Raw genomic sequence first — 14,480 nt, 5'->3', positions numbered from 1 at the left:
CCCACATTTTGACCCGGTTGTGCCAGAGAATTTGAGTCAAGCCTACTGTTGCGGAGCGCCAGCCCCCATGAAGCACACTGTCATCCTTGTCGTGCTCGACGGCCTGAACTTCGAGGTCGCAAGGCTCGCCATGGGGCATTTGCAGGCCTATGTCGGCGCAGGACGCGCAGCCCTCTACACCCTGGAATGTGAACTGCCCGCCCTGTCCCGCCCGCTGTATGAATGCATCCTGACCGGCGTGCCGCCGATCCGCAGCGGCATCGTGCACAACAACGTCTCGCGCCTGTCCACCCAGCGCAGCATTTTCCATTACGCCACCGACGCCGGCCTTACCACGGCGGCGGCGGCTTATCACTGGGTCAGCGAGTTGTATAACCGCACGCCCTTTCTCGCCGCCCGCGACCGTCATACCGACGACAAGGCGCTGGCGATCCAGCACGGGCATTTCTACTGGAATGACCACTACCCCGATTCCCACCTGTTCGCCGATGCCGAAAGCCTGCGCCTCAAGCACGCGCCGGACTTTTTGCTGGCGCACCCGATGAACATCGACGACGCCGGCCACAAGCACGGCCTCGACAGCCCGCAGTACCGCAACAGCGCACGCTCGGCCGACATCATCCTGGCCGACTACCTGCAAGCCTGGCTCGACGCCGGCTATCAGGTGCTGGTAACCGCCGACCACGGCATGAACAACGACCGCTCCCACAACGGCCTACTGCCGGAAGAACGCGAAGTACCGCTGTTCGTGCTCGGTGATGCCTTCAGCCTGAACCCCGACGCCGCGCCGAAACAGACCGAGCTCTGCGGCACCGTCTGCGAACTGCTGGGCGTGCCCCACGACAAACCCGTGTGCCGGGAGCTGCTGAAATGATCCGTGGCAAATGGCTGGCGCTGCTGTGCCTGGTGCCTTTCGCACTGTTCTTTATCGTGTTCGAAATCGCCCCGCTGGTGTGGGTGCTGATCAACAGCCTGCAAACCGAAGAAGCCGGCTGGGGCGTGGAAAACTTCGTACGCATCTTCAGCTCGAAGTTCTACCTGCAAGCCATCCAATTCAGTCTGGAGATCAGCTTCTACTCCAGCGTTTTCGGCATCATCATCGCCACGCTGGGCAGCTATTCCCTGCGGCGCGTGGATTCACCGCTGCGTAATTTCGTCACCGCGTTCGCCAACATGACCAGCAACTTTGCCGGCGTGCCCCTGGCGTTCGCGTTCATCATCCTGCTGGGCTTCAACGGCAGCATCACCATCATGCTCAAGCAGGCGGGGATCATTCAGGATTTCAACCTGTACTCCAAAACCGGCTTGATCATCCTCTACACCTACTTCCAGATTCCTCTCGGTGTGTTGCTGCTGTACCCGGCTTTCGATGCGCTGCGCGAAGACTGGCGTGAGTCCGCTGCATTGCTTGGCGCGAACGGCTGGCAATTCTGGCGGCATATCGGCCTGCCGGTGCTCACGCCGGCGCTGCTGGGCACCTTCGTGATCCTGCTGGCCAATGCGTTGGGCGCCTACGCAACGGTCTACGCCTTGACCACCGGCAACTTCAACGTGCTGCCGATCCGCATCGCGGGGCTGGTGTCCGGCGACGTGTCGCTTGACCCGAACCTGGCCAGCGCCCTGGCCGTGGTGCTGGTGGCCCTGATGACCGTGGTCACCGTGGCGCATCAACTGCTGCTCAAGAGGAGCTACCATGTCTCGCGCTGAAGCCGGCCCGGCCTCGCTCTACCATCGGGTAGTGGTGTATGTGTTGTTTGCGATCCTGGTGCTGCCGCTGGTGGGTACCTTTGTCTATTCGATCGCCAGCAGTTGGTCGGCGACCATCCTGCCGGCCGGTTTTACCCTGAAGTGGTACGTACAGCTGTGGAGCGACCCGCGTTTTTTGATGGCCTTCGGGCAATCATTGATGGTGTGCGTCGGCGCGCTGATCCTGTCGGTGGTGCTGATCCTGCCGCTGCTGTTCGTGGTGCACTACCACTTCCCCAGGCTCGACGCGCTGATGAACATCCTGATTCTGCTGCCCTTTGCGGTGCCGCCGGTGGTGTCGTCGGTGGGCTTGCTGCAGCTCTATGGTTCCGGGCCGTTTGCGATGGTGGGCACGCCATGGATCCTGATCGGCTGCTACTTCACCGTGGCCTTGCCGTTCATGTACCGGGCGATCACCAACAACCTGCAAGCCATCAACCTGCGCGACCTGATGGACGCCTCGCAATTGCTGGGCGCCAGCACTTGGCAGGCGGCGATCCTGGTGGTGTTGCCAAACCTGCGCAAAGGCCTGATGGTCGCGCTGCTGCTGTCGTTCTCGTTCCTGTTCGGTGAGTTTGTGTTTGCCAATATCCTGGTCGGCACCCGCTACGAAACCCTGCAGGTGTACCTGAACAACATGCGCAACAGCAGCGGCCACTTCACCAGCGCCGTCGTCATCTCCTATTTCTTCTTTGTGCTGGTGCTGACCTGGGCCGCCAACATCTTGAACAAGGACAAGAGCCAATGAGCTTCGTCAGCGTCCAACACCTGCAAAAAAGCTACGCCGGCACCCCGGTGTTCAGCGATATCAACTGCGAAGTCGCCAAGGGTGAGTTCGTGACGCTGCTCGGCCCGTCCGGCTGCGGCAAGTCCACGCTGCTGCGCTGCATCGCCGGGCTGACCTCGGTAGACAGCGGGAAAATCCTGCTGGATGGCCAGGACATTGTGCCGCTGAGCCCGCAGAAACGGCATATCGGCATGGTGTTCCAGAGTTACGCGCTGTTCCCCAATATGACCGTGGAGCAGAACGTCGCCTTCGGCCTGCGCATGCAAAAGGTCAACGCCGACGACAGCCACCTGCGCGTGCAGCAAGTGCTGCAACTGGTGGAACTCAAGGACCTCGCCGGCCGTTACCCGCACCAGATGTCCGGCGGCCAGTGCCAACGCGTGGCCCTCGCCCGCTCATTGGTGACGCGCCCGCGCCTGCTGCTGCTGGATGAGCCGCTGTCGGCATTGGATGCGCGGATTCGCAAGCATCTGCGTGAACAGATTCGCCAGATCCAGCGCGAGCTGGGGCTGACCACGATCTTCGTGACCCATGACCAGGAAGAAGCCCTGACCATGTCAGACCGTATCTTCCTGATGAACCAGGGCAAGATCGTGCAAAGTGGTGATGCCGAGACGCTCTACACCGCGCCCGTCGACGTGTTCGCCGCGGGCTTTATCGGCAACTACAATTTGCTCGATGCCGACAAGGCCACCCAGCTGCTGCAGCGCCCGATCCACAGCCGTATCGCCATTCGCCCGGAGGCCATCGAGCTGAGCCGCGAGGGCGAACTGGATGCGCTGGTGCGCAGCCACAGCCTGTTGGGCAACGTGATCCGCTACCGCATCGAAGCGCGCGGCGTCGAGCTGGTGGTGGACGTGCTCAACCGCTCGGCCGACGACCTGCACCCCAACGGACAGCGCCTGGCACTTTCCATCGACCCGAGCGCCCTGTGTGAAGTAGCCTGACGCAACGTTTATTTCAGAGAGCACGAAGGATGGCATTGGTAATTTTTGACCTGGACGACACCCTGATCCACGGCGACTGCGCCACCCTGTGGAGCGAACAGATGGGCCGCCTGGGCTGGGTCGATCCGGAATCGTTCATGCGCAGGAACAATGAACTGATGGACGCCTACAGCCAAGGCAAGCTGAAGATGGAAGACTTCATGGACTTCAGCCTGGAGCCGATGATCGGCCGCACGCCGGCAGAAATCGAGCACCTTGTCGAACCCTGGGTCGAGGACGTGATCGAGCCGTTGATCTACAGCGACGCCACCAAAACCATCGCCCGTCACCGCGCCAACGGTGACCGGATCCTGGTGATCTCCGCTTCGGGCACGCACCTGGTCACGCCGATTGCGGCGCGGATCGGCATTGATGAGGTGCTGGGGATCAACCTGGACGTCAGCCATGGCGTATACAGCGGGCGCACGGTCGGCGTACTGACCTATCGCGAAGGCAAGATCACGCGGTTGCTGGAATGGCTGGAGCAGGAAGGTGAAACGTTGGAGGGGGCGTACTTCTATTCGGATTCGCGCAATGACTTGCCGTTGCTGCTGAAAGTTGATCACCCGCAAGTGGTGAACCCGGACCTGGTGTTGCGCGAACATGCCGAACAGGCCGGCTGGCCAATCCACCACTGGATCTGACACCGCTTTTTTGAACTGAAATCAAATCAACTGTGGGAGCTGGCTTGCCTGCGATAGCGGTACAACAGTGAAGAGTTTTTCATCTGACACACCGCCATCGCAGGCAAGCCAGCTCCCACATTGGCTGCAGTGCAAATCGAACCTGGCCTACATCGCCTGTAGGACCGGGTTGTTCTAACAACGTCACATGACCGTCAACGCCTTGCAATGCTTTCACAGTGCCTCCATAGTGAGTCTGGACTGAGCCCGTCGCTGTACCGCCGGGCTTTTTGCATTATGCGACCGGACCATATGGAACCGGCTCCCTCAAAGACGGCCTAATATGCGTTATCAATTGCCCCCGCGTCGAATCAGCATGAAGCATCTGTTCCCAAGCACCACCCTCGCTCTTTTCATTGGTCTCGGCTTCGCGTCGATGTCGACCAATACCTTCGCTGCCAACAGCTGGGACAAGCTTCAGCCGGATCGCGATGAGGTGATTGCCAGCCTCAACGTCGTCGAGTTGCTCAAGCGTCATCACTACAGCAAGCCGCCGCTGGACGACGCGCGCTCGGTGATCATCTACGACAGCTACCTCAAGCTGCTGGATCCGTCGCGCAGCTACTTCCTGGCCAGCGATATCGCTGAGTTCGACAAGTGGAAGACCCAGTTCGACGACCTCCTCAAGAGCGGCGACCTGCAGCCCGGCTTCACCATCTACAAGCGTTACCTGGACCGCGTCAAAGCGCGTCTGGACTTCGCCCTGGGTGAGTTGAACAAAGGCGTCGACAAGCTTGATTTCACCCAGAAGGAAACCCTTCTGGTGGACCGCAAGGACGCCCCTTGGCTGACCAGCAACGCCGCGCTTGACGACCTGTGGCGCAAACGCGTCAAGGACGAAGTGCTGCGCCTGAAGATCGCCGGCAAAGAACCCAAGGCCATCCAGGAACTGTTGACCAAGCGCTACAAGAATCAGCTCGCGCGCCTGGACCAGACCCGCGCCGAAGATATCTTCCAGGCCTATATCAACACTTTCGCGATGTCCTACGATCCGCACACCAATTATCTGTCGCCAGATAACGCGGAAAATTTCGATATCAATATGAGTCTGTCGCTGGAAGGCATCGGTGCCGTCCTGCAAAGCGACAATGACCAGGTCAAGATCGTGCGCCTGGTGCCGGCAGGTCCGGCGGACAAGACCAAGCAGGTCGCCCCCGCCGACAAGATCATCGGCGTGGCCCAGGCCGACAAAGAGATGGTCGACGTGGTCGGCTGGCGCCTGGACGAAGTGGTCAAGCTGATCCGCGGGCCCAAAGGCAGCGTGGTGCGCCTGGAAGTGATCCCGCACACCAACGCACCGAACGACCAGACCAGCAAGATCGTGTCCATCACCCGTGAAGCGGTGAAGCTCGAAGACCAGGCCGTGCAGAAGAAAGTCCTCAACCTCAAGCAGGATGGCAAGGACTACAAGTTGGGCGTGATTGAAATCCCGGCCTTCTACCTCGACTTCAAGGCCTTCCGTGCCGGCGACCCGGACTACAAGTCCACCACCCGCGACGTGAAGAAAATCCTGACCGAGCTGCAAAAGGAAAAAGTCGACGGCGTGGTCATCGACCTGCGCAACAACGGCGGCGGTTCCCTGCAGGAAGCCACCGAGCTGACCAGCCTGTTCATCGACAAGGGCCCGACGGTGTTGGTACGCAACGCCGACGGCCGTGTCGACGTGCTCGAAGACGAGAACCCGGGCGCCTTCTACAAAGGTCCGATGGCGTTGCTGGTCAACCGCCTGTCGGCATCGGCTTCGGAGATTTTCGCCGGCGCCATGCAGGACTACCACCGCGCATTGATCATCGGTGGCCAGACCTTCGGCAAAGGCACCGTGCAGACCATCCAGCCGCTGAACCATGGCGAGCTGAAACTGACACTGGCCAAGTTCTACCGGGTTTCCGGGCAGAGCACCCAGCATCAGGGCGTACTGCCGGACATTGATTTCCCGTCGATCATCGACACCAAGGAAATCGGCGAAAGCGCCCTGCCGGAAGCCATGCCGTGGGACACCATCCGTCCTGCGATCAAGCCGGCGTCGGACCCGTTCAAGCCATTCCTCGCGCAGTTGAAGGCCGATCATGATGCCCGCTCCGCCAAGGATGCCGAGTTCGTGTTCATCCGCGACAAGCTGGCCCTGGCCAAGAAGCTGATGGAAGAAAAAACCGTCAGCCTCAACGAAGTGGACCGCCGCGCGCAGCACACCGACATCGAAAACAAGCAACTTGCCCTGGAGAACATCCGCCGCAAGGCCAAGGGTGAAGACCCACTCAAGGAGTTGAAGAAAGAAGACGAAGATGCGCTGCCGGCCGAAGCGGAAAAAACCAAACCGGAAGATGACGCCTACCTGGCTGAGACGGGGCGGATCCTGCTGGACTACCTGAAGATCACCAAGCAGGTAGCCAAGCAGTAAACGATAGCGATTTAATATGATCGCTCCTAGGAGTGTCATCATATAGACATCATTCTGTCGTGAAATGAAGGACCGCAGGTTTCCAGCCTGCGGTCCTTTTTTTTCGATCGAGACCGCCATGACCATGACTGAACAGCTGAATGCACTGGGCTCAATCCTGGCTCAAGGCAGTTTGCACAGCCTGTTCCAACCGATCATATGCCTGTCCGAACGGCGCATCCTCGGCTACGAAGCCCTCAGCCGCGGCCCTTCCAACAGCCCGCTGCACTCGCCGATCGCGCTGTTCTCCGTGGCCCGCCATGCCGGGCGCCTCAGCGAATTGGAAATGGCGTGCCGCGAAAGCGCGTGTCGACGCTTCAGCGAACAGAAGCTGCCAGGCAAGCTGTTCCTGAATATCTCGCCGGAATCCCTGATGGAAACGGCGCACCAACCGGGACGCACCCTGCAACTGCTGCGCGACTTCGGTATTCCGCCCAGCCAAGTGGTGATCGAACTCACCGAGCAGACGCCGACCGACGACTTCGACCTGCTGCAAACCGCCCTGCATCATTACCGTGACATGGGTTTCGCCATCGCACTCGATGACCTCGGCGCCGGGTACTCCAGCCTGCGGTTGTGGTCGGAACTGCGCCCGGACTACGTGAAGATAGATCGGCATTTCATCGATGGCATTCATCAGGATGCGCTCAAGCGCGAGTTCGTGGGCTCTATCTTGCAAATCGCCAAGGCTTCGCGCGCCAGGGTGATTGCCGAAGGCATCGAATTGCCCGAGGAGCTGGCGGTGCTGACGGAGATGGGCGTGGACCTGGTCCAGGGCTACCTGCTTTGCCGCCCGCAAGAGCAGCCGCCGCAGGAAGCGCGGCTGATGTTGCCCAAGCCGGACAGCGCCAACGTGGCGCTGAACGACGAAGGCAGTGACCTCAGCGCGCTACTGAACGAACAGCCGGCGGTGGACCAGGACACCGCCACCGCCCAGGTGCTCGAAGCCTTTCGTCGTCAGGCCAACCTCAACTCCCTGGCGGTGCTGGACGCACGTGGGCAACCGATCGGAATCGTGCACCGGCACTCGCTGTCGGATGCGCTGCTCAAGCCATTCGCGACCGACCTGTTTGCGCGCAAGCCGATCAGCCGCCTGATGAGTATCGACTTTCTCGCCGTCGAGCTGAGCCAGTCGCTGCAACAGGTCAGCCGCCTGCTGACCAGCCGGGCCCGGCAGCGTATCGAAGAGGATTTCATCATCACGCTCAACGGCGACTACCTGGGCCTGGGCCGGGTGATCGACGTGCTCAAGCTGATCACCGAGCTGAAAATCCAGCAGGCGCGTTATGCCAATCCGCTGACCCTGCTACCGGGTAATGTGCCGATCCAGCAATGCCTGACGCGCCTGCTGCAACAACAGCGCGAGTCGGTAATCTGCTACGTGGATATCGACAGCTTCAAGCCGTTCAACGATATCTACGGCTACGGACGGGGGGATGAAGTGCTGTTGTGCCTGGCGCAGTGCCTGAACGACCGCGTTGATCCCAGCCGCGACTTTGTCGGGCATATCGGGGGTGATGACTTTTTACTGGTGCTGGGCCCGCAGGATTGGCGCAAACGGCTCAATCAACTGCTGGATGACTTCCACACCCAATGTCGGCGCTTCTACCGTGCCGAACACGTCGACGCTGGCTGTTTCGTGGCGTTGAACCGCCAGGGCGTGCGCCAGGAGTTTGCCCTGCTGTCGTTGTCGATCGGCGTGGTGCATCTATACCCACAGGCCTGTGGGCAACTGGATGCCAGCCAACTGGCGGAGTTGGCATCGCAGGCCAAGCACCATGCCAAGAACGTGGCCGGCTACAGCATCCATGTGATCGACAGCATGGATGCCCTACCCCAGGCCATTTAAGCCTCGGCGGATTCCGGGTATTGGTATTCGAACACCCGCACCACTTCCGAGGCATGCCAGGAGGCAGCGGCCACGCCATCGGACGGCCCGCTGAAACGCCCCAGGCGCTCTACGCACTCAAAGAAACCGGTACGCGGCAGGCGGCTGGCACCCTGGCTGATCACCAGCGAGCTGCGCAACGGTTGCTCGGCCTTGGCGTCCAGCGCCGCCAAGTGTTCCAGGGCGGCGGCCAGGGTTTGCATGGCCGGCGAGGGAAACTGCAGGCGCTCCAGCAGCGCGCGGTAAGTCAGCAAATGGCGCTGGCGGCGCGCCTGGTCCAACTCGTTGAGCAACCCATCCCAATGTTGACGGCTGATACGTAGACTCAAGATTCATCCCTCCACCCTGCAACGCCCAATTCCCAGGCCAGGCTGCGGCGAATCGCGGCATCCGGCTGGCGCTCACCCCTTTCAATCAATCCGAGATAGGAAGGGCTGATACCCACGGTGCGGGCCAGGGTCTCAACGGCCAGGCCCTTGGCCTCGCGCAAGCCGCGCAGGTCTGCGAGCGGGCGCAGCACCGGTTCGCAGGCAGCTTGGGCAGTCGAAGAAGAAGGAGGCGGCGAAGAGTGTTGCTGACCAGCAGCTTTTAGCAGCGCCTGGTACTGATCCCATGGCAACACCGCATATTCGGGTGCGCCATCGCGTGAAATTATCTGAATATCCATGACTGCCCCGTAGGATAACTGCACTTACTTAGTAAGCTCTTTCCCTAAGCTCTTCCTTAGGAGTGTAATCCTAACAGCCACAAAGGTCGCAGGGGGATATCCCGTGTCACGCGTTTTTTTGCGGGTTTTCCTTGGACAGCAACGCCGGCGTCGCTGGCAGGCGCTCAACCACGGCGAGCTTTTCCGGACGCTGGGCGTCACGCCACGCGCGAAAAGCGCTCAGTTCGCCGTCCAGGGTCTTCATGACCCACGCCAGTACGGCGATGTCGTCGAGCATGCCAAACATCGGAAGGAAGTCCGGAATCGCATCGATCGGGCTTACGAAATACATCAGACCCGCTACCACCGAGATCAGCGCCTTGAGGCTGATCGCCCGGTACTCGCCGCGCCAGTAGGCCAGGCACAGGGCCTGGAGCAGCTTGAGGTCATCCTTGAGCTTGCCCAGGCGATTGCCTTGGCTTGAGCCTTTGGCGGCGACGGCGAACAGCAGCGTCGGCAAACGCCCACGACCCAGAAGACGGGCGGCCATGGGCAGGAAACGGGTGAAATTGAAGGGTGGTTTCATCTGTCACTCCAGTTCCAGGCGACATATAAGGTTATCCACACAAATTGTGGATAACCTTGTGAACAGAGCCTATTTTCCGGGCTGAAAGCCCCGTATTACAAGGCTTTCAGTCAGATCGGGCGTTTTTTGCGCACCGTAAAAAAACCCAAGATTTCATTGACTTGGCGTGGCTGTGCGGATACCCGTGCTCGAGTCTTATATCAGACTGTTACCAGCCATGGACGTTCGTTTGGATTGTAGTGAGCGGGCAAACCGCAGGCAACGCCAGATACGACAACGCCCCGTCGAGACGGGGCGTTGGGTGTTCAGGCGCCTGTTACTTCTTGGCGGCAGGAGCAGCAGGGGCTTCAGCCTTGGCTGGGTCCTTGATGGCCAGCAGCTCCAGGTCGAATACCAGCACGGAGTTGGCCGGGATCGCCGGGCTCGGGCTCTGTGCGCCGTAGGCCAGGTCGGACGGGATGTACAACTCGACCTTCTCGCCGACGTGCATCAGTTGCAGGCCTTCGACCCAACCTGGAATCACGCCGCTGACCGGCAGGTCAATCGGGCTGCCGCGATCCACGGAGCTGTCAAAGGTAGTGCCGTTGGTGAGCTTGCCGGTGTAGTGAACGGTCACCACATCAGTCGGCTTAGGCTGAGGGCCATCGGCTTTCTTCACGATCTTGTACTGCAGGCCGGAAGCGGTGGTGACGACGCCGTCTTTCTTGGCGTTGTCTTCGAGGAATTTCTTGCCGGCGGTTGCCGACTCTTCGCTCATCTTGGTCATGCGTTCTTCAGCACGCTTTTGCAGTGCGGCGAACGCTTCAACCAGTTCGTCGTCCTTGAGCTTCTGCTCTTTCTTGCCGACGGCATCTTCGATGCCCTGGGCTACTGCTTTGGAATCCAGGTCATCCATGCCTTCCTGGGCAAGGCTCTTGCCCATGTTCAGGCCGATGCCGTAGGAAGCTTTCTGCGCCGGGGTTTTCAGCTCTACGCTGGTCTGCGAATCACAACCCGCAAGTACCAGGCTAACCAGGGCCACCGCCGCCGCCAACCGATGCTGTTTCATGCTATTTCCTTGTTCATGCGCCAAAAGGGCATTCGAATAAAGTCGCGAGCTTATCAGGCGGCCACGACCAATGGCTACCGGCATGTGAGCAGGAAACGTCTGATAAGTTCACGTGTTTAAAAGCATTTTCATTCATGATGGAGGCCCGCGACGGATCGCGGACCGTGTTGCCCGGTTCATGGCCACTTGCCGCACCTGTGGCGTAGTGGCATAACAACACGACGACTCGACAAGACCGAGACAAGGATAGCCCTCTTGCGCATTTTTTCCCGTGCTCTACTGCTGGTACTCACCCTTCTGGCCCTATTGCTGGCCGTGGTGATCTATTACACCGCCAACCCCAAGCTGCCGGAGTACGTGCCGGTGGAGCAGGTGCACTACCAGGAGCAATGGAGTGCCGCCGACCGCCAGACCTACTATTTCACGCCCCAGGGCACGCAAGTAAAAGGTCTGCATTACGACTGGTTCACCGCCCTGGAGCTGCCGTTTTCCGAGCGACGCTTTGCCGCGCCGGACTACCTGGCGCGCTTCGGTTTCCTGATGGACCCCAAGCAAGTGCCCACCGCGCAAAACCCCGGCAACCTGCCGGTGGGGTTCGCCCGGCACAAGAACGCCGACAGCAACGTCGAATACCTGGACATCACCTGCGCCGCCTGCCACACCGGCCAGTTGCACTTCAACAACCAGGCCCTGCGCATCGACGGCGGTTCCGCCCAGCACGTGTTGCCTTCCAGCGTACCGACCTTGCGCGGCGGCAGCTTCGGCCAGGCCCTGGTCGCGAGCCTTGCAGCCACCTACTACAACCCGTGGAAGTTCGAGCGCTTTGCCCGCCAGGTGCTGGGGGATCGCTACGATGCCGAGCACACGAAACTGCGCCAGGACTTCAAAGCCTCGCTGAACCAGTTCCTCAAGGTGGCCTGGAACGACACCCACCGTGGCCTCTACCCTACAGAAGAAGGCCCCGGCCGCACGGACGCCTTTGGCCGCATCGCCAACGCCAGCTTTGGCGATGCCATCTCCCCCGACAATTATCGCGTCGCCAATGCACCGGTGGACTACCCGCAATTGTGGGATATCTGGACCTTCGACTGGGTGCAATGGAACGGCTCGGCCCAGCAGCCGATGGCGCGCAATATCGGTGAGGCCCTGGGTGTCGGCGCGACATTGACCTTTTTTGACGACGCCGGCCAGCCACTCCAGGGCGATGCGCGCTACCCGTCCAGCGTACGCGTGCGTGACCTCAACCGGATCGAAGAAACCCTGCAGCGTCTCAAGCCACCGACCTGGCCCGAGGAGCTGTTCAGCGCCATCGACAAGCCACTCGCCGCCCAAGGCCGCGCGCTGTTCGCCGAGAACTGCGCCGGCTGCCATGTGCCCCGTGTCACCGAGGAAAATGGCCGCCCCGTGCAGCACTTGAACATGCTGGCCGTGGATGACATCGGCACCGATCCCAACACCGCCAGCAACATTGCCGACCAGCGCTACGACCTGAGCGCGCTGCAGTGGGACCCCGCGGAACTGGCCCAGCTCAACGTCGAACTGCACCCCACGCCGAGCGAGCCCCTGGACCTGAAGAACATGTCCGTGGCCAAGGGCCTGGCGTACGTCACCGCCTTCGTCGAAGCGCATGCCTACCGTGCCGCCGGCGTGACCCCGGCCGAACGTCCGCGCCTGGACGGTTACGGCCTGCCCATCGGCGTGCGCGAATTGCGCGCCTACAAAGCGCGGCCGCTGGCGGGCGTGTGGGCCACCCCGCCGTTCCTGCATAACGGTTCGGTACCGACGATCTACCAGTTGCTCTCGCCCCAGGACGAACGCAGCACCACCTTCTATAAAGGCACCTTCAACTATGACCCGCGCCATCTCGGCTTTGAGACCGGCGCGTTCAAGAATGCCTTCTTGTTCGATACCAAAATCACCGGCAACCACAACAGCGGCCACGAATTCCGTGCCGGCAAGCGTGGCAATGGCGTGATCGGCCGCGGCTTGGCGCCGCAGGAACGCTGGGCGCTGCTGGAATACCTCAAAGTGCTGGGCGGCCCGCTGGAGCAACAACTGCCATGATTATCCGATCCCGATACGACCGACCTTCCCTGCTCGCCCGCCTCTGGCTGCGCATCGGCGCGTTTCTCGGCAAGACCTTGCTGTGGCTGGCCGGCCTCGGCCTGCTCGTCTGGCTGGCGGCGACCGCCTGGTACGCCTGGCAGCACAGCGGCCCGGTGTCCCCCGATGAGCAGGTTCCGCCGGGCGAAGCGGCGATGACCCAAGGCATCATCCAGACGGCGGTGCGCATCGTCGACCAGCATCGCGAGGGCACGCGCTACCTGCGCGACGCCCACGCCAAGGCCCATGGCTGTGTGAAAGCCGAAGTCAGCGTGCTGGCCGACCTCGATCCGACGCTGCGCCAGGGCGTGTTCGCCGAGCCTGGCAAGACCTGGCAGGCGCTGATGCGCTTGTCCAATGGCAACGCCTATCCGCAGTTCGACAGCATCCGCGATGCGCGCGGCATGGCACTCAAGCTGCTGGACGTGCCGGGCAAGCAACTGCTGGCCGATCAGCAAGCCCGCACGGAGCAGGACTTCGTGATGTTCAGCCACCCGAATTTCTTTGTCAGCGACGTGGCGGAGTACGCGCAGAACATCGGCGCGCAAGCGGATGGCAAGAAAGTGCTGGCGTTCTTCCCCAAGCTCGACCCTCGCAGCTGGCAAGTGCGGCACTTGTTCATCGCCTTGGCGACCCTGGCACCCGCACCGGCCAGCCCGACGCAGACGACGTACTTTTCGGTCTCGCCCTACAAGTTCGGCGCGGCCAACGCCAAGTTTCGCGTCGCCCCCGACCCGCAGGGTTGCCCGGCGTATCAACTGCCCAAACAGAACCAGGACCTGCCGAACTTCCTGCGCAGCGCCTTGAGCCAGCAGCTGTCCACCGATCGCGTGCCTGCTTGTTTCGTGCTGCAGATCCAGCGTCAGAACCCGCAGAAATTCATGCCGATCGAAGACACCAGCATCGAATGGAAAGAGAGCGATGCGCCCTATGAAACCGTGGCCAAGGTGCGTATCCCGGCGCAGGATTTCGACACGCCCGAGCAGAACCTGGCGTGCGACAACCAATCGTTCAACCCCTGGTTCGGCGTCGCTGAACACCGTCCTGTAGGCGGCATCAACCGCTTGCGCAAAGCGGTGTATGAAGCGGTCAGCGATTACCGTCACAGCCGCAACGTATCACCCTGAGATTGACTATCTACAAGGCTGGCGAATCTCTCTGTGGTGAGCGGGCTTACCTTTATGCCAGTCAGTTAAGCGCAGATACCTTGTGGGGCTTACCTGCGAAGGCGGTGTGTCTGCCACTGCATCTGTGACTGGCCCACCGCCTTCGCGGGCAAGCCCGCTCCCACAAGTGGTCTTGTGTCGGACGCTAAAAAGAGTGAACACCCACAATCCCCGTGGGAGCTGGCTTGCCTGCGAAAGCGGTGTGTCTGCCACTGCATCTGTGACTGGCCCACCGCCTTCGCGAGCAAGCCCGCTCCCACAGGGGTCTTGTGTCGGATGCTAAAAACAGTGGACACCCACAATCCCTGTGGGAGCTGGCTTGCCTGCGAAAGCGGTGTGTCTGCCACTGCATCTGTGACTGGCCTACCGCCTTCGCGGGCAAGCCCGCTCCCACAGGGGTCTTG

General features: G+C 61.0%; 13 protein-coding genes. 9 read left to right on the top strand and 4 right to left on the bottom strand.

Features of this window, described 5'->3' with window-relative positions; translation table 11 throughout:
- Positions 1 to 67: 67 nt before the first annotated feature.
- From KVG91_RS19320 to KVG91_RS19290, 7 genes are all read left to right on the top strand, one after another.
- Entirely contained in the window at positions 68 to 874 is an 807-nt protein-coding gene (locus KVG91_RS19320) for an alkaline phosphatase family protein (RefSeq protein ID WP_169375437.1), read from the top strand.
- Positions 871 to 1,707: an ABC transporter permease gene (locus KVG91_RS19315; RefSeq protein WP_169375438.1), complete on the top strand. Its 837-nt coding sequence runs from the start codon at positions 871 to 873 to the stop codon at positions 1,705 to 1,707. The genes KVG91_RS19320 and KVG91_RS19315 overlap by 4 nt, the downstream gene beginning before the upstream one ends.
- On the top strand, positions 1,694 to 2,494 hold the full coding sequence (locus tag KVG91_RS19310) for an ABC transporter permease (RefSeq protein ID WP_169375439.1): 801 nt from the start codon (positions 1,694 to 1,696) through the stop codon (positions 2,492 to 2,494). Before KVG91_RS19315 ends, KVG91_RS19310 begins: the two co-directional genes overlap by 14 nt.
- Entirely contained in the window at positions 2,491 to 3,480 is a 990-nt protein-coding gene (locus KVG91_RS19305; RefSeq protein ID WP_169375440.1) for an ABC transporter ATP-binding protein, read from the top strand. Before KVG91_RS19310 ends, KVG91_RS19305 begins: the two co-directional genes overlap by 4 nt.
- Positions 3,481 to 3,509: 29 nt before the next feature.
- Positions 3,510 to 4,163 (top strand): HAD family hydrolase, encoded by a 654-nt coding sequence (locus KVG91_RS19300; protein ID WP_169375441.1) that lies wholly within the window; start codon positions 3,510 to 3,512, stop codon positions 4,161 to 4,163.
- A 355-nt stretch (positions 4,164 to 4,518) separates the two neighbouring features.
- A complete protein-coding gene (locus KVG91_RS19295; RefSeq protein WP_225927023.1) occupies positions 4,519 to 6,600 on the top strand; it encodes a carboxy terminal-processing peptidase in 2,082 nt (693 codons plus the stop codon).
- Between the two features lie 118 nt (positions 6,601 to 6,718).
- The gene (locus tag KVG91_RS19290; RefSeq protein ID WP_169375443.1) at positions 6,719 to 8,488 is read left to right on the top strand and encodes a bifunctional diguanylate cyclase/phosphodiesterase; all 1,770 of its coding nucleotides are present in this window, start codon (positions 6,719 to 6,721) and stop codon (positions 8,486 to 8,488) included.
- Here the strand turns inward: KVG91_RS19290 and KVG91_RS19285 are convergent.
- The 4 genes from KVG91_RS19285 to KVG91_RS19270 form a co-directional block, all read right to left on the bottom strand.
- A complete protein-coding gene (locus tag KVG91_RS19285) occupies positions 8,485 to 8,856 on the bottom strand; it encodes a hypothetical protein (protein ID WP_169375444.1) in 372 nt (123 codons plus the stop codon). The genes KVG91_RS19290 and KVG91_RS19285 overlap by 4 nt on opposite strands.
- On the bottom strand, positions 8,853 to 9,194 hold the full coding sequence (locus KVG91_RS19280) for a helix-turn-helix domain-containing protein (RefSeq protein WP_169375445.1): 342 nt from the start codon (positions 9,192 to 9,194) through the stop codon (positions 8,853 to 8,855). Before KVG91_RS19280 ends, KVG91_RS19285 begins: the two co-directional genes overlap by 4 nt.
- A 106-nt stretch (positions 9,195 to 9,300) precedes the next feature.
- Entirely contained in the window at positions 9,301 to 9,759 is a 459-nt protein-coding gene (locus KVG91_RS19275) for a YkvA family protein (protein ID WP_169375446.1), read from the bottom strand.
- Positions 9,760 to 10,075: 316 nt separating this feature from the next.
- The gene (locus tag KVG91_RS19270) at positions 10,076 to 10,807 is read right to left on the bottom strand and encodes an FKBP-type peptidyl-prolyl cis-trans isomerase (RefSeq protein WP_169375447.1); all 732 of its coding nucleotides are present in this window, start codon (positions 10,805 to 10,807) and stop codon (positions 10,076 to 10,078) included.
- 255 nt (positions 10,808 to 11,062) lie between these two features.
- On the opposite strand from KVG91_RS19270, the gene KVG91_RS19265 reads away from it, so the two are divergent.
- Both KVG91_RS19265 and KVG91_RS19260 read left to right on the top strand, forming a co-directional pair.
- Complete coding sequence (locus KVG91_RS19265) at positions 11,063 to 12,871, top strand: di-heme-cytochrome C peroxidase (protein WP_217894926.1); 1,809 nt, start codon at positions 11,063 to 11,065, stop codon at positions 12,869 to 12,871.
- Positions 12,868 to 14,037, top strand: a complete 1,170-nt coding sequence (locus KVG91_RS19260) for a catalase family protein (RefSeq protein ID WP_169378302.1) — start codon at positions 12,868 to 12,870, stop codon at positions 14,035 to 14,037. The genes KVG91_RS19265 and KVG91_RS19260 overlap by 4 nt, the downstream gene beginning before the upstream one ends.
- Positions 14,038 to 14,480: the final 443 nt, after the last annotated feature.

This window comes from Pseudomonas azadiae, from assembly GCF_019145355.1.
Taxonomy (GTDB): Bacteria; Pseudomonadota; Gammaproteobacteria; order Pseudomonadales; family Pseudomonadaceae; genus Aquipseudomonas; species Aquipseudomonas azadiae.
This window is presented reverse-complemented; position numbering and strand designations above follow the sequence as displayed.